The sequence below is a fragment of the Pseudodesulfovibrio profundus genome, from assembly GCF_900217235.1.
In the GTDB taxonomy this organism is placed as follows: domain Bacteria; phylum Desulfobacterota; class Desulfovibrionia; order Desulfovibrionales; family Desulfovibrionaceae; genus Pseudodesulfovibrio; species Pseudodesulfovibrio profundus.
In genome coordinates this window covers 1,146,279-1,167,497 of the sequence record NZ_LT907975.1, presented here as the reverse complement: position 1 = coordinate 1,167,497, position 21,219 = coordinate 1,146,279, and the positions used below count along the sequence as shown (strand labels likewise).

Below are 21,219 nucleotides of genomic sequence, written 5' to 3'. Positions count from 1 at the left end.
CAAGGAACGAGATGAGCTCGAAGTCATCCAGTCCTTGGATGCTATCCACCAGGGCGGTCGTGCTTGTGCCGGTGAACAGGCTGGCTATGTCTTTGTCTTCCTTCACTTCGATCATCGAGTGTATCGCCTGGCCCAGGAGGTCGGAGTACTTGCCCATTTCCCGGCCATCTTGCGTTGACCTGTTAAACTCTTTGCAGAGCGAAGTTATTGGCGTTTCCTGTCCTTTGCAACTGGTTCTTGCCAGATCCAGGAGTGCCTTCACCTGGGTGTGGTCCACGATCAATTCGCCATCGTCGCCGATGTAGATCAGGTAATACGGATGGAGGCGGTTGTGCTGGTTGATGTTGACGCCCGAGTTGCGGTTGCGAAGGGTGAATATTGCTCCTGGCCGCAATCCGAGCTCCTCGTTGGCCGGGACGATCGCATGCAACCCGTTGGGCAGGTGACCAAGGTCTCCATGGGATTTGATGTAGTTCAGTAAATCCATGCGGAAGTCGTTCAGGCCCAGGTCCGTGATGTTCACGCCGGTCTTCAGGTCCTCAAGCTCGATGACCTCGTCCTGAAGTTTGCGGAGCTGTTCCTTCCGGTAGCTGACATCGTTGGCCTGCGCTGAAAGGACGTTGTCATCGCCCGTCGCCGTGACGTCGGCGATGACCATGCGGTTTTCTACCCGTTCCTTCAGGTTGATATATTCGTCCAGGGAGATGTCCGGCCAGTAGTTGACCAACTGGATGGATTCATTGGGGGAACCGATCCGATCAATGCGTCCGAAGCGCTGGATGATGCGCACCGGGTTCCAATGGATATCGTAATTGATCAGGTAATCGCAGTCCTGCAGGTTCTGACCTTCCGAGATGCAGTCCGTGCCGATCAGGAGATCGATTTCTCCTTTTTCCTTGGGAAGAACAAGTGCCTTTTCCTTGGACACGGGTGAAAACAGGGTCAGGATGGACTGAAAATCGAATCCTTTTTTCAGCGTGGTTTTCGGGGTGTCTTTGCCGGTGACTTTCCCGGAATGGATGCCTGACTTCAGCAAGCCCTCCGACAGGTGCTTGTAGAGATAGTTTGCCGTATCCGCAAAGGCGGTGAAGAGGAGAACCTTCTTGTTCCCCGGATTGATGGGGGCGCTGATCTTCTCATTGATGTGCTGCACGAGGTGCTGGAGTTTGGCGTCATCTTCAGGCCGGATTTTTCGCATCTCGGCAAGCAGGCCGGATATGACGGATAAGTCAGCCTTCAGGTCGTGTTCCCAAGAGGGAAGGTCCATGTCGGCCAGGCTGATCTGCACCTTGCCGCCGATCGTGGTGTCATCGATGTCCGGCAACTCGTCTTCTTCAGCTTCCAGGCGTTCAAGGATATCCGTCAGGTCGCTGACATCGCTTTCGCCGCCGGATTGCTTGAATGTTTCGATTTTGGCCAGCATGTTGTTGTGATTGTCTTCCAGGGAGCCAAGGGTAAGCCGGAAGGCCTCAATGGAGCTTTCGAGCCGTTTCAACAGATTTGTTGTCATCAGCGATTGCAGGCTTCTTTCTCGGTCGACCTGGCGCAGGGTGCCTCTGCCTCCTTCGACGGTTGTGTCGTACATATCCTCGTACTTCTTCATCCGACTTGGAAGGATGAAGCTGATTGGTGCGTAGACGGAGAGCTTCAACACCGATAACTGGGTATAGATGCCGTTGAAGTTCATAACGTCGTCACGGGTGGTCAGGCGGCAGCGGAAGGACAGCGGCTTCCTTCGGATGGGGAATTTGCCGATGTCAGTCGTGTCGTAGAAGGTCTCGATATGTTTTCGGGATCGGGCAATGGTTACGCTGTCGAGGAGTTCGAAGAAGTCGAAGTCCAAGGCGTCCAGAATGGTCTTGGCGGTACGGTCTTCCGGGGGCAGTTTGGACCACCAGTTGAAGACCTTTTGTGCGTTCCTGAAAATTTCATCAATGCTCTTGCCCGTCTTGAGCTTTTTACTCAGCTTTTCCGATTCGCCTTCGTAGGCGAGCGCCAGCTGGTTGCGCAGGTCCATAAAACGGTTATTGACCGGTGTTGCCGAGAGCATCAGGACTTTTGTCTTCACTCCGTCTCGGATGACTGCGTTCATGAGCCGCTTGTACCGGGTCTCCTTGTCCTTGAAGGCGTCGTTATTTCGGAAGTTGTGCGACTCATCGATGACGACCAGGTCATAGTTGCCCCAGTTGATCTTATTCAGGGGTGTCCCGAAGGATTCGCCGCTGGTGCGCTGAAGGTCGGTATGGCAGAGGACATCGTAATTCAGCCTATCCTTGGCCAAGATGTTGGTGATCAGGTTGCGGTTGTAGTTCAGCCAGTTGTCGGCCAGTTTTTTGGGGCAAAGGACCAGGACCGAACGGTTGCGAAGCTCGTAATACTTGATAACCGCAAGGGCGGTGAAAGTTTTGCCAAGACCAACGCTGTCGGCCAGGATGCAGCCGTTGTACTGCTCCAGCTTATTGATGATCCCGGTTGCCGCGTCTTGCTGAAAGTTGAAAAGCTTGTTCCAGACAATGGTATCCTTGTAACCGGTGCGATCATTAGGAAGGATGTCCTCATTCAAATCTTCAAGGAATTCATTGAAGATGTTGTACAGCATGAGGAAGTAGATTTTTTGCGGGGAGTTCTCCTGGTATACAGATTCGATATGAGCGCAGATGGCGTCGGTGACATCCTTGACCTTGGTCTCGTCGTCCCAAATTTGGTGGAAAAGGTTCAGCCAAGTAGTCGTGGAGGGGGCGTCACTGAACTTTGTAATGAAATTCGAGACAGCATCACCTCGTTGGTAGCCAAGATCGACAGCCGTGAAGCCATGGAGCGGCATGTAAATCGTTTCGTATTCTTTGAATTCGAGATGGGCGAACTGTTGCATGGGGGCCTTGGTGGAGTTGGAGCGGAATGAGGCTTTCTGTCTTATCCAGTCGGCGCACTCTCTGGCGATAGCCCGCTGGGTGAGCTTGTTTTTGAGCTGGATCTCGAATTCGTTTCCGTATAGGTCGCGTTCCCGTTGAAGTTTGGGAATATGGAATTCCTTCCGTTCACGGGAGACCTTGTCGGCGACTTCGTTGGGTACGAAAGTCGGGGCTGTAAAGATGAATTCAAGGGATTCGATTTTTTCAAGCTCTCTCTTCAGCGCTTCATATGCGAATATCGAGAAGCAGGAAGCCGCTATCTTGAGCCGGGTGCCGGGCTTGATTGTTGCCTTGAGATCGTCGCCCCACAGGACGTTTATGTTGTCTAGGATTTGCATGATGGGTTAGTTTTCTAAATATGCACCAAATCCGTCACACATACTGCAGGATTTGTTTATTCCTCGGCAAGTGCATGACACCCAGCGTTTCTGCGGGATTTGAATTTGGGTCACTGTTATGGGTTGGGGAAGCGTGATCCTTGTTAAATTCTCTTTCAAGAAGGATAGGCCATAGGCCACGTAAAGCCTTGGCCACCATCGGTCTTGGTGATCTTCTAGGGTCAGGTCTTCCGGTGTCCTAATCGATGCAATCTGGGGTAAGGTTCTATCTGGATGAAATTGCTTTTGGTAAGCCTTCATTACGCCTGATTTATAGGGGATATCTATGTGGCCCCCTCCTCCGAAGATGACTCGCGAATTGGCTCGGAGTGAACCAAGGGGAGTGACATTGGGGCCGGTATGTAGCTGTCTCTTAGTTTCCTCTAGGGATTGGTCTGTTGAGGCAGCTAATTGGTTTTCAATTTTTCCTTTCGCGCTTTGTATCTGTGGGGGATTGTCTCCATTTTCTTTCCTGACTCGCCAAGATTCCATTGTTTCAAGGGTGAGGTTCTTATCATGTTGTGCGGCAAAAAGTTCGATATGGCTAGGGTGTGTCGACAATCACTTCAGCCACAGCCACATTGCTCCTACGTACACGAAAGCAAGATAGGACGTCGCCAGCTTGTCGTATCGTGTTGCAATCCTTCGAAACTGTTTTAAATTTCCAAACATACACTCTATAGCACTTCGCTCCTTATAGAGATGTTTGTCATATGTTCGCCTTGTCTTTCTGTGAGAGCGAGGAGGGACAACCGGATTGGCATTCATGGCTTCAATTGCCATTACAATTTCATCTGAATCATAGCCCTTATCAGCAAGGACATGCTCGGCAGCCTGTCCTTCAATAAGCGGAATCGCCATACTGCAATCCGCTGTATTTCCAGGTGTTAATATGAATTTAGTTGGACATCCGAGAGCATCTGTGGCAGCATGGACTTTCGTTGAAAACCCTCCTCTAGATTTCCCCACCGACTGCTGGAGGTGCCCCCTTTCCGCCAGCCGAATGCTGATGAGCTCGCACTATTGTGCTGTCAATCATGAGCCATTCAGTATCAGCGTCTACCGCAAGCGTGTTGAAGATCATTTGCCATACACCTTTCTTGGCCCAGCGGATAAATCTCTTATGGACCGAAGACCACTTGCCATAGCTTTCTGGCAAATCTCGCCAAGGCGCCCCTGTCTTGCCAATCCACATGACTGCATCAATGAATAGCCTGTTATCTTTTGCAGTTACACCGCAGTCACTTTGTTTTCCTGGAAGATATTCTTTGATTTTATCCCACTGATCGTCGCGTAGAGCGTGTCTTTTTTGCACTGCCAACCTCCTGCCAAGAAGTATAGCAAATCTCAGAATGATTGTCGACACGCCCTAGAACCTATTGGCCAAACGTTGGCAGAGAAATAGTTCAACGTTGAATTATGTCGGGTGTAAGTGAATACACTTTGATCAACAGTGCCAGCCCCCGTGTCTGAAAAGAGGTAGATGGTCGTAACATGAGGGTTGGCTGCCGGTGAATTGATAAATGCTTGCACATTGGCACTGACCTCGGGGTAAACAAAGCAGTAATTGCTATCCCTTTTACAGGTATGCCTTAAATTTTCGAGGTCGGCTTGCCTTATTGAGGGCGCATGCTGAAGTTTTGGGGCTATAGCCCAAGCTTCTTCGAGGATTTCGGTATACAGCTTTTTTACATTAGGCCGTTCAATGTCGGCCACCGGAATTGCCATGTTAATGCGTATCAAGTCGCTAGGATGGGCTCCAATATCAGCAAATCGGGCTTTAATATCATCAAGTATTTCTTCGATAGAGGAAGCTAAGAAAAACACTGCGCTATTTTTGACGAAGTTTGTAAGGCTATCCTTGTTCCAGTCACCCAAGGATTTTTTATACCCATTTAAAACGCTGGCATTCCAGTCTTCAAGTGCAACTTTTTCAAGCGCAAATTTTAAATGATACAGCCCACCAGTAGGGTACTGATATCTCGAATCTTCATGTCTTTTGAATTTCTCTCCATCATAAACAATTGTGCTTGGGATCAGGAATGGTTGTTCTGGGGAGTGGTATCGATTCGATGTATAAACCCAGGCTTGGTTTTGTATGGCCTCTCGGTAAATGCACTTTGAGAAAGATGTACCAAAGTCAAAGCCTATCTGTACTAGATAGGGGGCTTTTCTTTCCTGTCGCGGTTTTGGGGTTGCCTCGACTTTTGGTTTTTGTTTTTCTGCCTCTTTCTTTTCATTGGATTTGCCAAATAGCTTGTCTTTGAGGGAGCCAAAAAAGCTTGAATGATCGGCCATAAATACACCTCACTATTCAACAGAGATAATTCCGGTTGCAATCCCCCCCCGTTCGGGGAGCAGTGTCGACTTGTCTTGAAGATTTTGAAGGATGCTAGCCATTGTTTCTTGGGTATTTCGTAAACGAGTTTCTGCCCCTTTGATATATCGCTCCTCTCGACCTCTTTGGATAAGAGTAGTGAGACGGTCTTCGTGAGCTTGTATACGCCGGGAATAGATATTTTCGACGCGAGTTGTTTTAATTTGATAAGAGCTGTCGTTTTCTGCTTTAAATTGAGAAAGGGCTTCCGCAAACCATTTACTCATTTCAGATTTCAATTGATCATATTTTTCGAGCATGTGGTTTGCGTCGTAAGATCGATAGCTCCAGTTTTCGCTTTCCATTAATATTTTTTGGAAAACCAGTTCAGCGTTGTCTTCAGACAGGGGATTACCGTTTTGTATTGGAATTATACCGTAGGCCAGCTTTTCAAAATTGGATAAGCCTTGCATCTTCCATCGTTCAATGCGGTAAAGATATTCTCCTATTGGGAGTGGGCCGGCTTTTAGTTTTAACGCTGAAAGCTTGTGGAATTCATGATCCCTATCCTGATTTACTTTGGTCATCCATCGAATGAGCGGAGAGAGATGGTTTATAAAGTGAACACTAGACCTTAGGGTACTTGGAAGGCGTTTTATTACTTCTCGGTCAAATGAAAATTTAATTTCTTTCTGTCTTAAAGGCCGAGCGCTGATAGACCTATCGTTGCTAATGAACCCAAGCAATGACATACGGGCTTCTTCTGACAGGCGTAGCCTGAAGCAATTCGGTTTTGGATCATTGTAGCCGATTTCCGACCCTTTAAAGTTCCTGTCAAAGAAATCGACCAAATAGCTTTCGAGCTCCTTCGCCTGGAGATATCTACCCATGTTTCTGTCTTCTTCGACCTTTTTTTGGACATAGTCGGAAAGAGCAACAAGAGCTGGTGCGTTGTTGATCAAATTTTGAATGGCGACAGAAGTGGCCTCGGAAAACTGGACCACTCGATAAGGTGGACATAAACTGCCCGAAGGAGGCAATTCATGTCCAAGACGAGAAAACGTTTCAGCGCGGAATTCAAAGCCCGAGTCGCCCTGGATGCCCTGTCCGGGGAACACACCCTGTCGGAACTCGCCAGCAAGTACGGCGTACACCCCAATCAGGTTTCCCAGTGGAAGAAGCAGGCCAAGGAAGGGATCGTGGCGTCCTTTTCAGGCAAGGCCGTCGGCCGTCAGGATAACGGGGCCCAGATCAAGGAGCTTCACGCCAAGATTGGCCAGCTCACGGTGGAGAAGGATTTTTTGCAACAAGCCTTCGCCAAAATTTGAGCTGTGAGCGAAGGCGAGAGGTGGTCGACAAGACTCACCCCGAGCTCAGTATCCGGCGGCAATGCCGAATTCTCAAGCTGTACCGATCGACGTACTACTACGAACCGATCGGCGAATCTCCGGCCAACCTGGCCCTTATGCGCCGAATCGATGAGTTGTTTATGGAGCTGCCGTTTTTCGGTTCCAGACAGATGCGTAATACCCTACGAGACGAAGGGCAAAGGGTCGGTCGTGAACGGGTACGACGTCTGATGCGTAAAATGGGCCTGATGGCGATTTACCAAAAGCCAAAGACAAGCCATCCGCATCCGCAACATAAGACGTATCCGTATTTGCTGCGGCACAAGGCGATTACGAAGCCCAATCAGGTTTGGTGTGCCGACATCACGTATATCCCCATGACACGCGGCTTCTTATACCTTGTGGCGGTCATGGACTGGCACAGTCGGGCCGTCCTGTCGTGGAGGCTCTCAAACACGATGGATGCTGATTTCTGCGTGTCTGCCTTGGAAGAAGCCCTGAATCGTTATGGGGTGCCGGAAATCTTCAACACCGACCAGGGATCACAGTTCACCAGCTACGAGTTCACACGGACGCTCAGAGAGGCTGGAATTCGTATCTCCATGGACGGTCGAGGCCGATGGATGGATAATGTGATGATCGAGCGTCTGTGGCGTTCGTTGAAATATGAATGTGCTTACCTGCGTGAGATGGGAACCGGAAGCGAACTGCGGCAAGCCTTGGCTTGGTGGTTCGATTTCTACAACAATCGACGTCCGCATTTTGCTTTTGACGGCAAGAAGCCGATGGAGATATATCAGAACCGTTCCAGGCCAGAGGGGGTACCCCCTCTGGCCTGGAACGAAAGAGCGGCGTAGCTCGTAAACGTGTCCACCTTAAAATCGTCGCTCAGTGGTCCGAAGAACCGAGGCCACTTCTGACAGCCTGATTTTCGATGACTTGGCCAGCTTGATCAATTCTAGCGACCTCTTGTTGTGGCGTCAGGTCATCGCTGAGTAAGTCGATGGTCAGTTTTTTAATTTCTTCACCAATGACGGCGTCCAGGTCCCCCAAGCTGTTACTGAATTGGTCTAACTTTTGGTACAGCTTTTCAAAAAGACGTTCTTCAATGGTTCCTTGTATTTTGAAATTGACAATGGATAATTGTTTTGCCTTTTGTCCTACGCGGTCAATCCTGCCGATTCGTTGCTCAACGCGCATTGGATTCCAAGGCAAATCATAGTTTACAACTACTCTGCAAAACTGAAGGTCTATGCCTTCACTACCAACTTCTGAGGCGAGAAGTATCCGAGGCCCGGCAGGATCTTTAAATCGATCGATTTCTTTCCATCGGTCCTCAGTCTTAATTCCGCCATGGATGCTCGTTACTCTTTCTCCGGCCGAACTGAGTCGATCTCGCAAGTAAGCGAGCGTCGATCTGTAAAAAGAAAAAATAATTATCTTTTCATCACGAAGCTTGCCATGGATTAGCTCAAGGAGTTTGTTGAATTTACTATCATGTTTTTTGAAGTCGTAATTGACAAGATGTCGAAGTCCCAAGATGTCATCTCTGGATATGGCTTGCTGGTTCTTTTCGGGTAGTTCTGTCCCCATGGCTTCTTGGAGCAGATTGTCATCCGCGTTTAGGTCTTCATGGAGAATTCTGTCAGCCAGCATAGGGAGGCAACTCGCAGCCATTAGCTGAAGGGTCATGACCTGAAAAACATGAAATGGTTGATTGTTGAGACGGCATTTTAATCTAACGAGTTTGAGAATAGCTTTATATAGAGCCTCTTCTTGGCTGGTATACTCAATCGATAAGACAATTGGAGTGCGAATTGGTCTGTTTTCTTGTACTTGTAACCGTCTTGTCCGATTGACGTAGTTTCCAAGCAAGTTTAGTTTTTCTGCCATGTCCTGGCATAAGGCCAGTTGCTTTTTATCTTTATAACTCGATTCGGACAGGTGGGAGAGGACATCTAGGGTGTGTCGACAATCACTTCAGCCACAGCCACATTGCTCCTACGTACACGAAAGCAAGATAGGACGTCGCCAGCTTGTCGTATCGTGTTGCAATCCTTCGAAACTGTTTTAAATTTCCAAACATACACTCTATAGCACTTCGCTCCTTATAGAGATGTTTGTCATATGTTCGCCTTGTCTTTCTGTGAGAGCGAGGAGGGACAACCGGATTGGCATTCATGGCTTCAATTGCCATTACAATTTCATCTGAATCATAGCCCTTATCAGCAAGGACATGCTCGGCAGCCTGTCCTTCAATAAGCGGAATCGCCATACTGCAATCCGCTGTATTTCCAGGTGTTAATATGAATTTAGTTGGACATCCGAGAGCATCTGTGGCAGCATGGACTTTCGTTGAAAACCCTCCTCTAGATTTCCCCACCGACTGCTGGAGGTGCCCCCTTTCCGCCAGCCGAATGCTGATGAGCTCGCACTATTGTGCTGTCAATCATGAGCCATTCAGTATCAGCGTCTACCGCAAGCGTGTTGAAGATCATTTGCCATACACCTTTCTTGGCCCAGCGGATAAATCTCTTATGGACCGAAGACCACTTGCCATAGCTTTCTGGCAAATCTCGCCAAGGCGCCCCTGTCTTGCCAATCCACATGACTGCATCAATGAATAGCCTGTTATCTTTTGCAGTTACACCGCAGTCACTTTGTTTTCCTGGAAGATATTCTTTGATTTTATCCCACTGATCGTCGCGTAGAGCGTGTCTTTTTTGCACTGCCAACCTCCTGCCAAGAAGTATAGCAAATCTCAGAATGATTGTCGACACGCCCTAGTAATTTTTCAAAAAGTGGGGATTTATTTATGTATTGGCTTTTGGCCATTTCGGAGACAGCCTGAGTAATGGCGGTCTCGTCTATGATGGATTGTGCGAGAGCATTTCCTAATTGTACAGTCGGTCTGTTTACATCGATTAATTCGTCGAACACACTTTGGGTTGCGAAAAATTCTTCATCGATAAGTCTAAGTAGGCTGTGAAGATCTATGTTGGTATTGTTGACTGGAGTTGCAGAAACACAAAGCACGGATCGTGCATTGGTGGATAGGCATTCTCCAAGATGAAAAGTTGTTGTTGCTTGATTACGCATGTAGTGCGCCTCATCAAAGATGACCATGTCAAATGGATAATGGTCTTCTGTCCAGTGTCGGAGTTCTCGGAGAAGTTGTGCCTTCTTCGATTTACTTGGTGTATCTTCCGGAGGGCGTTTGAGGTTGTTCCGTTCTTCTTTTGATGGACGAAGCCCAGTGTACGTCCCAATCAATACAAATGGATGTTGAGGGCCATTTTTTTTCAGTTCGTCAATTTCATCTCTAAAGGCATTGAAATCAACTATTTTTGCATCAAGAAGAAATTTGGTTTGGGGCTGTACCAGATAACTCCTTTGGGTTATCGGTATGGCAATGCGAAAAAGTCGTTTGAGCAAGGACAAGCAGCTTCGTTTAATCGAACATTTTGTGGCTGGCACGACAGCTCGTTGCGCTGCCGATCTGGTTGGTGTGAACGTCAAAACAGCCGCCTATTACTTTCACCGGCTCCGGGAAATCATAGCGGTAGAAGAGTCCTGTGAAGGGATGGATTTTGGCGAATTTGAGGTCGATGAGAGCTACTTCGGTGGCAAGCGAAAGGGCAAAAGAGGACGTGGGGCGGCTGGTAAGGTTCCTGTTTTTGGAATCCTTAAAAGGGGCGGGAAGGTCTATACACAGGTGATTCCTGATGCGAAAGGTAAAACCTTGCTTCCCATTATTCAGGAAAGAATCCAGCCAGACAGTGTGGTTTACTCGGACTGCTGGTATGGCTACAATGTCCTTGATGTGTCAGCGTTCAAACACTTCCGAATCAACCACTCGAAGCTGTTTGCAGATAGCCACAACCACATCAATGGAATCGAGAATTTTTGGAACCAGGCCAAACGCCATATGAGGAAATTCAACGGCATTCCAACCAAGCATTTTTCTCTGTTTTTAAAGGAATGCGAGTGGCGTTTTAATAACAGCAATCCGCGAAGCCAGTTTAAACAACTGAAACAGTGGGTTAGAAGACATATGGGCTAGTTATCTGGTACAGCCCCTTTGGTTTTTAGTTCGTCCTTCCACTTTTCGGCTAGTATTTTGGGGCAAACTACCAAGAGCCTATTGGATTGGTGGCGAGCCTGCATTTCCATCCAGATTAGGCCTGATTCAATAGTTTTGCCCAAGCCGACCTCGTCGGCCAAAACGAGTCGTTCTGTTGGAGAATTGATAAATTTTAGGACGGGCTTAAACTGATATGGATAGAAGTCGATTTGGGCTGCCTCCATTGAATAAATGACTTCATGGAGAGTCCCTTTCAGTTTTTCGTAAGTGATAAGTCTGCGTAGGTCGGTTTTACCCCCAAAATATTCGGCTTTCAGTTGTTCTTTAAGAGAAGATGTCGATGCCAAGTCGATAACTTCAACCGCATTTAGGGCTAGGGATTTTTTACTGCCATCATTAAATTGAATTTCTACGAGGGTAATGCCGGGAATTTCTTGATAGTTTCCCGTGTAATAGCCTCGTTCTGATGGATTGGCCTTGTTAAAAACTTGTTGGCCTTTTTGAAATGGAACCACGGGATTTGTTTGAGCTGGCATTGGAATCTTCCGTCGTTTTTTATAAACGATAGTAACCTATATGAGATGTGCTAAGAGTGCAATGGTAGGCCGTGGATAGAAGAAGTTGCCTCACAGGCTTTTTTTGAAATGCTTTTGGACTAAAAATCACCTGTAATGTCCACTCTTAGGCCCACTTGAAGGTAGAGACTTACTTGGTGGGTTTAATCTTTAACACGGCAAGATTGTTTTTGACGCGGCTTGGCCGTTCGCTAAAATTTTCATCCCTTCGTGCCCTTTTATGCTCCTTTTTTCGGTTCATCCGGCTAAAGCGTACTTTTGACAAAATGAAAGGACATGGCGTCCAACCGTTGGAAGCATCACCAACCAGCGGGAGGAGTAATCGCCATGTCCACGAGTTTGATCTACCACGCGTTCGGCCTGCGAGGCTACGACTACGTTCGGCAGGATTTCATCGCAGGCAACATTATCCTCAAGGTGCAGCCCCAGGACGACCTGATCCGTTGCCCGTGTTGCCGCTCCAGAAACATCATTCGACACGGTTTTGCTGAGCGCTGGGTCCAGACTGTGCCCATCGGCTTCAAGCCGGTCTGGTTGGTCATTCCCGTACAGCGAGTAGGATGCCGTAATTGCGGCGTTGTCCGTTTGATCGACATTCAGATTGCCGAACCCAGACGCTGGTACACCAGAGCTTTTGAGCGATATGCTCTCGCTTTGGCGAAGAAGATGACCATCCAGGATGTGGCTGACCTGCTCGGCGTTGGTTGGGACACCATCAAATCAATCTTCAAACGGTATCTGTTTCGCCGCTTCTCAAAACCGAAGCTGGGAAAACTCAGGTACATCGCCATCGACGAAATCAGCGTCAGGAAGGGCCAGAAATATCTGACGTTGGTTATGGACCTTGAAAGCGGCGCAGTCGTCTTTGTCGGCGAAGGCCGAAGTCGCGAAACACTTATTCCGTTCTGGGAACGTCTCAGGAAGACAAGAGCCAAGATTGCAGCCGTAGCAACGGACATGAACGCTGGCTACATCAGCGCCATTATGGAAAGTCTGCCGGAATCCGCCATCGTGTTCGACCGGTTTCATGTGGTCAAACTGATGAACGAGAAAATCACCCAGATACGCCGCCAACTCTTTCGGGAACTCACGTCTCCGCTTGAAAGGAAGGCGGTCAAAGGGACGCGATGGATTCTCCTGAAGAACCCGGAAAATCTGGATGAAACCCGCGATGAAAAAGAACGTTTGGACGAGGCGTTACGGCTGAACAAGCCCTTGGCAACAGCCTACTATCTCAAAGAGGATTTGCGGCAACTGTGGTCCCAGCCGGACAAAGCGACGGCGGAGAAGGTGATCGCGGACTGGATCGCTAGGGCTGAAGCCTCGGATATCCGTCCTTTGCAGGTCATGGCGAGGACACTCGCTTCACATCGATTCGGCATCCTCGCCTACTACGATCACCCCATCTCATCAGGTCCCATAGAGGGAACGAACAACAAGATCAAAACACTGAAACGGCAGGCCTATGGCTACCGGGATACCGAGTTGTTCAAGCTCAGAATCATGGGCATTCATGAAGCGAAGTACGCTTTAGCCGGATGAACTCTTTTTTCGTCCGAAAAGTGGCGGTCAGAGCGGCGGGGGTGATATATTCGTGGAAACGGATTGCGACAGGTCGGTAGACCGAAGGAGGCAGTATCAATGTGATATTCAGTAAGCATGCTCATGTCCGTATGCACGAACGCGGGATCCCCGCACCAACCGCCCTTGCGTGCATTGCAAGCGGCGAGGAAAGCCCGGGTAAGTTGGGCGCTACCCGGCATCATCTCTTGGGGTATACGGCTGTGACCGTGCCATGGGGGGATGGAGGAATGAAAATCTTGACGGTGTATGGAGGCCGTCTATGGGATTGACCAGAAACGTCGGAGTCGTGGTCTGCCGTGTCGCATGTCGACTGGCCAGGTTCCGTGATTTATATGGCGGGAAGTTTCCGCCTGTCTTCGGGGCGGCACCGGGGGCGAACCAACTGCTGAAAATCGGAACACGACCGATCAGGGAACACTACCCGTTGCGAGATTGCAAGGCCCCTCTGGGGCCTTTTCACTTGTCGGTGGTCTGAAACCCCCTGGCGCTTACGGGTTTTTACAACCCATCGAAAAATCTCTGCAAGTACATTTTTTCTCGGCCGAAAAACTTGACTTTCGAATATCTGGCGTGAAATATTCACGTTATGGGCGGGGCGCAATAGAAAACGACGGAGTGAAGAAGATGAAGAAGAAAATCAAGATCAACGAAGCAACGAAAGGGGCCGGTGAAAAGGTCTTCAAGATCAGTTTCCCGAAGGAACTCAAGGACAACTTCAAGTCGGTGTTCAAGTCCGCTCGGTGGAATGGATACGAAAAGGTGTGGGAGGTCGGTCCCCGGTCCGGAAAGAAAGCTGAACAGTGGCGTGAAGCCGTCATCTCTACCGGCATCATGGAGAAGATGGCCGCCGCTGAAGAAGCTGACATCGAAGCAGCCGAAGCCGAGAAGATCGTGTCCGAACTCAATTCCTTGGTGACAGATTATGATCGCAAGATCGCTGATGCCGAAAATGCGAAGCGTGAAGCCGAACGTCTCGCAGAGCAGATGCGTGATGACAAGGAGAAATTCAAGAAGATGGCCGCCATTCTTGTAGCCGCCGAAGATGCCTTGGCTGTCGCCGTTGCGGAGTCCGAACAAGCCAAGGCCGAATCCGCCGCAGAGGAAAACAAGATCGCCGACCTGTTCGGCATGTATGTCGATGTTGATGCTGTCGAGTCAGCGATCGACGACATGATCAACGCCATGCCGAACAAGTGGGGCAAGGGCGGAGACAAGGGTAAGTTCGACGAAGCGAAGTCGGTCATCCGCGCCGAGCGCGAGAAGCTGAACCGGGCAGGACTCGACTCCTGGGGTCTGACCGATGCGGCCTATGCGAACTACAATCGTCCGGACCGTGATATCCAGGCGCTTCGCAGGGCCACCCAGAACACGAGGTTGTTCGATCTGTACAGGGTCGAGTGGAACGCCGACACCGAGGAGTATGACAGGGTATACGAATAGCCTTACACAATGGCCCCTCCGGGGGCCTTGAATATCAAAAGGATATTGTGTCTGGTGTATCAGCTGAGCCTCCCGGCTTCCGCGTCGTAGACGATCTTCTCTTCGCGGAACGGCTGACGCTCAACCTTGTCGCCTTCGCCTGTGACCAGTCCCAGCACCGCCCTGACATGATCTTCGCCGAAGACCTGTACCTGGTGCCGCAGCTTGCTGACAAGGGCCGCATCCTCGGGCGACAGCTGCACGATGCCCTCGACCAGGATTTGAGCGTCGTTCGTCTTGATGCGGCTGGTGCCGACAGCCACGTTGTCCCTCCTGTGGTCCAGCCCACATTGTTCCGGGACGATGCCGACGCAGGCGGTCACGAACCGGCGGCCGCTCCGCATCTCGATCGTGATCCCAGCCTGGACGACAGTCCCGAACGGAAGCTCGATCGACTGTTCGTCGATCGGGTCATCGCCCTTTCCGTAGGTGTCGCAGTACACGACGTTGCTCCGCCCGTTGATGCCCCTGCTAATCACGACACCGTGCTTTGAAACCAGGGCCTCCCCACGCACTTCCGAGACCCATACCCGCACCGTATCCACAGCCTTGTTCCACCCAGCCTCGCCCCCGTGTGGGCTATGAAAGACCACGGAAGGCTTGACCGCTATCAGCCCGTTTGCCTCAGTCTTGCTGGCGGAGGCGGCCGGTCCAAAAATCTGTTCCAGTTGTTCTGCGTTCATCTTCTTGACTCCTGTTTTTTCTGTTTTTTGTTGCGGCCAACCTGCCTCCGGGGTGGCCTTGGGTTTTTAGCCGTTTCTGATTAAGTTGTTTCACACCTTTCCGAGTAATTTCAAATCTTTGTACAAACTTTTTTCTAGTCTGAAAACGCCTGACGCTCACGGCTTTTTCTTCCGGAGAACCACGCCCAATGCTCCGACACGAAAGTTTTTTTCGTGTTACTTTTGACAATGACTTGAAAAAAATGATGAAAGCGGAGGGAAAGGGGAGGGAAAAAGGGGGAAGGAAGAAGATATAGGGGGGGAGACTGTGAAAAAGAAAGGCCCCCGAAGGGGCCTAAGGGTGGGTGTTTAGCGGGACTTGCGCTTGTACTTTTCCGGGATCTTGACGTGTATGACGGCGAGATGCGGGATGCCGTCAAGGTCCTGGATGTCAAGCCGGACATGCTCGCATTGGGGGTACGTGCCGACGTTATATCGTGGTTCGCTGTCGAGCAGGTTGCCGGCAACGTCGATGACGCGGCCGCAGAACGGACAACGAGCGCGGACCTTGGCTTGGCCCTCGTCCGGGATCTTGCGCAGGATCACGGACCGGTCCGGCATGTTCTCCTCTCCGCAGAGAAGTACCCCAGACTTTGCGACGATTGCCGGGGTCATCGAATACGACCGGATGCGAGTCGCCGCTGTCTCTTCCCATGAGTTGATTTCTGCCAGAGTCGCAACCCGTCCGGTAAAAGCCGAGATCGATCGGCCGTGTATCGTATCGGCCAACAAGCAGGTGGTCGTGATGTCGGATGTCAGGACGGCAGGGTGACCACATTCGTACCCCGGCAAGTGCCACAAGTCCACGGTTCCGTGGCGCATCAGCTTCGCCAGTTTAGACGACAAAACCCGTGCGTCTTGTCCGTCCCACAAGAGGTCGCTGGGCCTGAGCGGGCCGGGGATCAGCCTCTGTTTCTTGAGTTCGTTGACCTTCTCCGCGAACTCCTGCAACCCCATGCCCGGTTCGGATATCCGCAGGTATCCGCCCGTCAGATTGATCTCCGCGGCAAGTGCCTCGGGGGCGTAAAAAAGTTCCGTCCAGGAACACCAGATATCCTGCTGGTAAGCGTCGACCGCATCGATTTCGCCGTTCTCGCGGCTTCCCGACCGCTTCGGCGTGAACACGCACTGTTTTTTCATTTTTCCTCCTTTTTGGCCTATTGGGCCGTCCTTTCGATCGCCTTGCCGGTGAAGATGTCGAACACGCCGCGAACAGGGGGCTTGGGCCTGATCGACTCGAGGACCTTTCGCGTCAGGTCGCCGGCGTTGTCACTGATCTCCCACTCGTGCGGCTGGAAAACGCGGAAGTCGAACAACTTCCCGCCGTCAAGTCGGCATTCGGCGACGATCGTCCCGTTCGCCTCCGCGAACAGCTCCAGTCCCATGACCACATCCGACAACGAAACGCCGTTGGCCGCCATGCCTCGGAGAAAGCTGTTCAGGGCGTGGACATCAAGGGTCACGTCCTGGCGGCGGATGCGGGTGCTGTCTTTGTCTTTCAGCATTCCAACTCCAACACCGCTTCGAAAACCATCGACGGGTCCTCGATCATCTCGATCGCACAAAGCGCTATCCCGAGTCCCAGGTCTGACACGACCGCCTCGTCGACAACAGCTTCGAGCGAAAACCCACGGTAGACGAATGCACTAAACCCTTGCTGTCCAACACGCTTCTCGACACGCAGATGGAACATTGTCGCCCCCTGCAGGAGCAGGTCGACGCTAACCGGCAATCCCTTTCTTGCGGCATCAATCATCTCCGCCTCCATAGCGGTCAAGCTCATCTCGGAATCTGCCTTCAATGCTTCGTCTTCAAGCCAGTCTTGCAACCTTTTTTCTATCCCCATTCACGTCCTCCTGTTTCCGGCAACGATAGCTCGATTTCTGTCGGCGTCAACAAGGATTTCCGAGACAAAACAAGAGGTTAACCTCTTCCTGTTTTCTCTGTGGCTTGGGGTTGTGGAGTGTAAGATGGTGCGGAGTCTTAGGACAGATTGTCCTCGGAATTAGCAAATCAAAAAAGTGTGGAACAAAGTGTGGAACGGGGCCATGCAGGAGGGTGCGTTTTTGCGCAGTTGTTCACACTTTGTTGCACAGAATATCAATAACTTACTGGAATAACTAGATTGTGATCACGCCTGCTAAGCGTGTAACGGGCGTAAAACTCGTTCGAGAGTTCAAATCTCTCCTTCTCCGCCATATTTCAAGGGCTTACGATGCAAATCGTAAGCCCTTTTTTGTGCCCTATATGGATTTTGTGCCCCCCATCTGTGCCCCTTTTGGATCAATTTTCGTTTGTTGTTAAATCCCTTCAAGGATATCGGTGAGGTTTCAATTCATCCAGTTGAGTGATCAGTAATTAATCAGATCAAGAATCAATTCCTTTCCATTGCTTGGTTTTTTCTCTTTCAGTGTTGGGGGGAGTGTTTTACCTTTATCTCGATAGAGAACTTGGTAGGAGTGACTATGAGGATTTTTATTGAAGATATCTGAGGGAGTGAGGATATGGTAGACCCGGAAACTACGAAAGATACGCTGGAAACCGTCAAGTCTGTTTCGGAAACCACATCAAAAGCCCTTGATGTGACAGAAAAACTTGGTGGCTTCATCGCTCAATATGTTGGTGGCTCATTAGAGCAAGCGATGGGGATAATCGAAGATAAATTGAAGTACCTTCGGTGGGAACGGCAGCTGAGGTTAATTGTCCGAGTACAAGAGCTTGCCAAGGAGCATGACGTGGAGGTTGTTACGAGGCCAATCCCCTTGAAAATGGCGATTCCTCTTTTCGAGGCAGCATCGCTAGAAGAGGAAGATTATCTTCAAGATTTATGGGCAAAGCTCTTGCTCAATGCCTCAAACGCTGAGAGCAAAGTTAATTTGCATAGATCATATATCAATATTCTTGAACAAATTACTTATCTTGAGGCAAGGATATTGAAAACCATTTATGACTTGGAATTTTCAGTTTCAGATGGAGTAGACATCGCTACGAGTAAGCTACCTGATGAAGCTTCTATAGAAGTAGATTTTGATTCTATTAATCCGAGTCCTGACAGCATCATCGACCCGACTGATGACGTCAAAGCTGCTCTTGCAAACTTGGCGCGTCTAAGATGTTTGGCCTTACCAACCTCATTTAATGGAAAAGAAATATTCCATCACGCTAATCCTACTCTCCTTGGCAGAAGGTTCGTGGATGCTTGTTCGGTCTGAATTATAACCAATAGGAGACCTCTGCGCATCCCCTTTTCGCGTCCGTGCCTTGCGCTCCGCACCCAATTTGATGTTCTGACCGCACCCCAGCTTGGGCTCATTCCCGGCCTTTTCCTGCCATTTCTGGCCGAAATGCCGGATTATTGTTTGGACGCACCTCTCCCTTCAGGCTCGCGCCAGTCGAACAGCTTTTTTCAAATTGAACGCCATGGCGAGGATGTGGAACTCTCCCTCCACCTTCTCACGACCCACGTATCGGGACCGAAAGAATGCGTAGCCACGTTTGAGTGTGCCGAAGGCCCGCTCGACTATTTGCCGAATGCTGCTGATGTCACGGTTGCGGGTCTTTTCGAAGTCTGTCAGCCTGCCGCCACGAGGCGTCTTGTCCATGGTTCCGTCCTCCAAATCGCGATCAAACAGAATGTCCCGGTTCTTCCCGCTGCAATAGCCCTTGTCCGCATAAACCCGTGCGCCGGGATCAAGGCCGACGCCATTCACGAGCCGCTCGAATTCGCCCGTGTCCGAATGGTTCGCGGGAGTGATGTGACCACAGAGCAGAAACCCGTCTCGACTGTCCGTCGCGGCATGGAGCTTGTAGCCGTAATAGGCCCGATTTCTCTTGCGGAGCCAGGCCGCCTCCTCGTCATCCGAATAGCTGACCCGGCAGTCCACCGGCCCATCCTGTTCTTCGGCGTCCTCGGAACGGTCCTCAGGCATCACGTCGATAACCTTGCGCGGCCGCCGCTGCGACTCGACTACCGAGGCGTCCACCACGGCTCCCTCACGGACAAGAAGCCCTTGTCCTTCAAGCTGGCGGTTAAGCATGTCGAGCAAGGAGTCCAGCACCTTCAGGCGGATCAAACCGTTACGGAAACGGCATATGGTGGTCTCGTCCGGCACGTCGTCCTCGATGGAAAAACCGGTAAATCTGACAAAGGAGAGCCGGTCGAGCAGCGCCTGCTCCACGCCCGGATCACTCAGGTTGTACCAACGCTGCAAGAGCAGAATCTTGAACATCGCCAGAGGCGGATAGGCGGGATTGCCCACGGCGTTGGCCTTGCGCCTGATCTTCTTGCACAGAAAGGCGTTGATGGGCTGCCAGTCGATGAGTTCGTTGATCTCATCCAGAAATGTGGTCTTGGTTCTGCGGTGCCCCAGGAAGTAATCACCCAACCGAGGTCCTTTCTGCCGAATAGCCATGCCTTCCTCCTTTGGATGGAGAAATAATAGCATAATAAATCAAATAGTTAAAGAGTAAAAGTGTGGGATTTGCCGTGCAGAGGTCTCTATTGGTTAGAAATAACACGATAGGAAATCCCATACCCCGTTGACGCAATACCGCTATGGCGATACATTGTGCCTGTTTCGGCATAGTGCTTTGAGGGTGAATGTGTCTTCAACCATCCGATATCATGCTGTAAATTTGTGCGTCTGTGATTATGCCTGTTTAGGCATAATTGTCGGCGGTCCCAATTCCCCAATCCGCTTGAGGTGGAGTATCCACTCAGGCTCATGGAGCTGACAGAATATGAAAACGGTCCCTGTCCAGGAAGCTGTCGGAATGGTTTTGTGCCACGATATGACACGTATAGTTCCGGGAGAATCCAAAGGTCCGGCATTCAGGAAAGGGCACATTATCGCTCTGGAAGATATTCCGACGTTACTGGAAATCGGCAAGGAGCATGTTTACGTTCTTAACCTTGAGAAAGGGCGCATTCACGAGAACGAGGCGGCTGAACGTATCGTTCGTGCAGCAGCCGGACCGGGTATCTCCTTATCTTCCGTTTCCGAGGGGCGCATCAATTTCGAGGCGGAACCGGGGCTCCTCCACATCAACATCGAAGCGCTGAGGCGTATCAATTCCATAGAAGAGGTTGTGCTGGCCACCATGCATGACGGGCAGCAGGTGACGAGCCCCCGAGCCGTGGCCGGGACCCGAGTCGTGCCGCTTGTCATCGATGAGAAGAAGATAGAGCAAGTGGAAGCCATCTGCGCCGAATACCCCTACGTGGTCGGCATCAAGCCGTTTGTGCACCACAACGTCGGCCTCGTGACTACAGGCAGCGAAGTCTTCCATGGTCGGATCAAAGATAAATTCGGTCCGGTCATCCGTAATAAATTTTCCAATCTCGGTTCAACAGTCATGGGTCAGCGGCTCTCTTCAGATGACCCATCAATGACCCGGGACGCCATCATGGCCTTCATCGCGGAGGGGGCCGAAATGGTGGTGGTGACTGGCGGTATGTCGGTGGACCCCGACGACCAGACACCCACGGCTATCCGGGCTACCGGGGCCGAAATCGTGACTTATGGTTCTCCTACCTTCCCAGGCGTCATGTTCATGGTCGCCGAGTTGGACGGCGTGCCCATTCTCGGCTTGCCCGGTTGCGTCATGTATTACCGGGCGTCGATTTTCGATCTTATCGTGCCGCGTCTGCTGGCCGGTGAACAAATCACCCGCGACGACATTGTGGATTTAGGACACGGCGGGTTCTGTGCGACGTGCGACGTCTGCCGTTACCCAGTCTGTCCCTTCGGGAAATAACAGTGCGCGCCCGTTATTGCGGGTGTGAACGTTCAACAGTCGCCTATATTAAGGAGGAAGACT

General features: G+C 50.6%; 19 protein-coding genes and 1 pseudogene. 8 read left to right on the top strand and 12 right to left on the bottom strand.

What is annotated here, in order from left to right:
* Nucleotides 1–760 precede the first annotated feature (760 nt).
* From DPRO_RS20710 to DPRO_RS05650, 4 genes and pseudogenes are all read right to left on the bottom strand, one after another.
* Nucleotides 761–2,599 (bottom strand): annotated as a pseudogene (locus tag DPRO_RS20710) (SNF2-related protein); the annotation flags it as partial.
* A 1,251-nt stretch (nt 2,600–3,850) separates the two neighbouring features.
* Nucleotides 3,851–4,604, bottom strand: a protein-coding gene (locus tag DPRO_RS05660) for an IS5 family transposase (protein ID WP_097010290.1) whose coding sequence is annotated in 2 segments (ribosomal slippage) — nt 3,851–4,268 and nt 4,267–4,604 — 756 coding nt in all. Because the reading frame shifts where the segments join, the coding sequence is not laid out codon by codon here.
* A 32-nt stretch (nt 4,605–4,636) separates the two neighbouring features.
* Nucleotides 4,637–5,587 (bottom strand): hypothetical protein, encoded by a 951-nt coding sequence (locus DPRO_RS05655; RefSeq protein ID WP_097011178.1) that lies wholly within the window; start codon nt 5,585–5,587, stop codon nt 4,637–4,639.
* Nucleotides 5,588–5,599: 12 nt separating this feature from the next.
* On the bottom strand, nt 5,600–6,568 hold the full coding sequence (locus DPRO_RS05650; protein ID WP_162291148.1) for a hypothetical protein: 969 nt from the start codon (nt 6,566–6,568) through the stop codon (nt 5,600–5,602).
* A gap of 81 nt (nt 6,569–6,649) precedes the next feature.
* On the opposite strand from DPRO_RS05650, the gene DPRO_RS05645 reads away from it, so the two are divergent.
* Nucleotides 6,650–7,812, top strand: a protein-coding gene (locus tag DPRO_RS05645; RefSeq protein WP_097010279.1) for an IS3 family transposase whose coding sequence is annotated in 2 segments (ribosomal slippage) — nt 6,650–6,922 and nt 6,925–7,812 — 1,161 coding nt in all. Because the reading frame shifts where the segments join, the coding sequence is not laid out codon by codon here.
* 31 nt (nt 7,813–7,843) lie between these two features.
* Here the strand turns inward: DPRO_RS05645 and DPRO_RS05640 are convergent.
* The 3 genes from DPRO_RS05640 to DPRO_RS05630 form a co-directional block, all read right to left on the bottom strand.
* A complete protein-coding gene (locus DPRO_RS05640; RefSeq protein ID WP_097011176.1) occupies nt 7,844–8,848 on the bottom strand; it encodes a helicase-related protein in 1,005 nt (334 codons plus the stop codon).
* Nucleotides 8,849–8,930: 82 nt separating this feature from the next.
* A protein-coding gene (locus tag DPRO_RS05635) for an IS5 family transposase (RefSeq protein WP_097010290.1) occupies nt 8,931–9,684 on the bottom strand; the annotation gives its coding sequence in 2 pieces (ribosomal slippage) (nt 8,931–9,348 and nt 9,347–9,684; 756 coding nt in all).
* A complete protein-coding gene (locus DPRO_RS05630; RefSeq protein ID WP_157917375.1) occupies nt 9,644–10,390 on the bottom strand; it encodes an SNF2-related protein in 747 nt (248 codons plus the stop codon). Before DPRO_RS05630 ends, DPRO_RS05635 begins: the two co-directional genes overlap by 41 nt.
* Between DPRO_RS05630 and DPRO_RS05625 the strand changes: the two genes are divergently transcribed.
* Entirely contained in the window at nt 10,368–11,018 is a 651-nt protein-coding gene (locus DPRO_RS05625) for an IS1595 family transposase (protein WP_097012874.1), read from the top strand. The genes DPRO_RS05630 and DPRO_RS05625 overlap by 23 nt on opposite strands.
* Here the strand turns inward: DPRO_RS05625 and DPRO_RS05620 are convergent.
* Entirely contained in the window at nt 11,015–11,575 is a 561-nt protein-coding gene (locus DPRO_RS05620) for an SNF2-related protein (RefSeq protein ID WP_097011175.1), read from the bottom strand. The genes DPRO_RS05625 and DPRO_RS05620 overlap by 4 nt on opposite strands.
* Nucleotides 11,576–11,941: 366 nt before the next feature.
* On the opposite strand from DPRO_RS05620, the gene DPRO_RS05615 reads away from it, so the two are divergent.
* The 4 genes from DPRO_RS05615 (at nt 11,942) to DPRO_RS19945 (ending at nt 15,171) form a co-directional block, all read left to right on the top strand.
* The gene (locus DPRO_RS05615; RefSeq protein ID WP_097011174.1) at nt 11,942–13,156 is read left to right on the top strand and encodes an ISL3 family transposase; all 1,215 of its coding nucleotides are present in this window, start codon (nt 11,942–11,944) and stop codon (nt 13,154–13,156) included.
* 301 nt (nt 13,157–13,457) lie between these two features.
* Nucleotides 13,458–13,673: a hypothetical protein gene (locus DPRO_RS05610; RefSeq protein ID WP_097011173.1), complete on the top strand. Its 216-nt coding sequence runs from the start codon at nt 13,458–13,460 to the stop codon at nt 13,671–13,673.
* 149 nt (nt 13,674–13,822) lie between these two features.
* A complete protein-coding gene (locus DPRO_RS05605; RefSeq protein WP_097011172.1) occupies nt 13,823–14,638 on the top strand; it encodes a hypothetical protein in 816 nt (271 codons plus the stop codon).
* A 47-nt stretch (nt 14,639–14,685) separates the two neighbouring features.
* The gene (locus tag DPRO_RS19945; RefSeq protein ID WP_157917374.1) at nt 14,686–15,171 is read left to right on the top strand and encodes a hypothetical protein; all 486 of its coding nucleotides are present in this window, start codon (nt 14,686–14,688) and stop codon (nt 15,169–15,171) included.
* 537 nt (nt 15,172–15,708) lie between these two features.
* Here DPRO_RS19945 and DPRO_RS05595 read toward each other — a convergent pair.
* Genes DPRO_RS05595 through DPRO_RS05585 form a run of 3 tightly spaced genes read right to left on the bottom strand, consistent with a single transcriptional unit; the run spans nt 15,709 to nt 17,245 of the window.
* Entirely contained in the window at nt 15,709–16,539 is an 831-nt protein-coding gene (locus tag DPRO_RS05595) for a hypothetical protein (RefSeq protein WP_097011170.1), read from the bottom strand.
* Between the two features lie 17 nt (nt 16,540–16,556).
* Nucleotides 16,557–16,904 carry a hypothetical protein gene (locus DPRO_RS05590; RefSeq protein WP_097011169.1) on the bottom strand — a complete coding sequence of 116 codons (348 nt, stop codon included), beginning with the start codon at nt 16,902–16,904 and terminating at the stop codon, nt 16,557–16,559.
* On the bottom strand, nt 16,898–17,245 hold the full coding sequence (locus tag DPRO_RS05585) for a hypothetical protein (protein ID WP_097011168.1): 348 nt from the start codon (nt 17,243–17,245) through the stop codon (nt 16,898–16,900). Before DPRO_RS05585 ends, DPRO_RS05590 begins: the two co-directional genes overlap by 7 nt.
* A gap of 658 nt (nt 17,246–17,903) precedes the next feature.
* Here DPRO_RS05585 and DPRO_RS05580 point away from each other — a divergent pair.
* Entirely contained in the window at nt 17,904–18,611 is a 708-nt protein-coding gene (locus tag DPRO_RS05580) for an Abi-alpha family protein (protein ID WP_097011167.1), read from the top strand.
* 165 nt (nt 18,612–18,776) lie between these two features.
* On the opposite strand, the gene DPRO_RS05575 is transcribed toward DPRO_RS05580, so the two are convergent.
* Entirely contained in the window at nt 18,777–19,844 is a 1,068-nt protein-coding gene (locus DPRO_RS05575; RefSeq protein ID WP_097010253.1) for an IS5 family transposase, read from the bottom strand.
* A 295-nt stretch (nt 19,845–20,139) separates the two neighbouring features.
* Between DPRO_RS05575 and DPRO_RS05570 the strand changes: the two genes are divergently transcribed.
* On the top strand, nt 20,140–21,156 hold the full coding sequence (locus tag DPRO_RS05570; protein ID WP_097011166.1) for a molybdopterin-binding protein: 1,017 nt from the start codon (nt 20,140–20,142) through the stop codon (nt 21,154–21,156).
* The last annotated feature ends 63 nt before the right edge of the window (nt 21,157–21,219 follow it).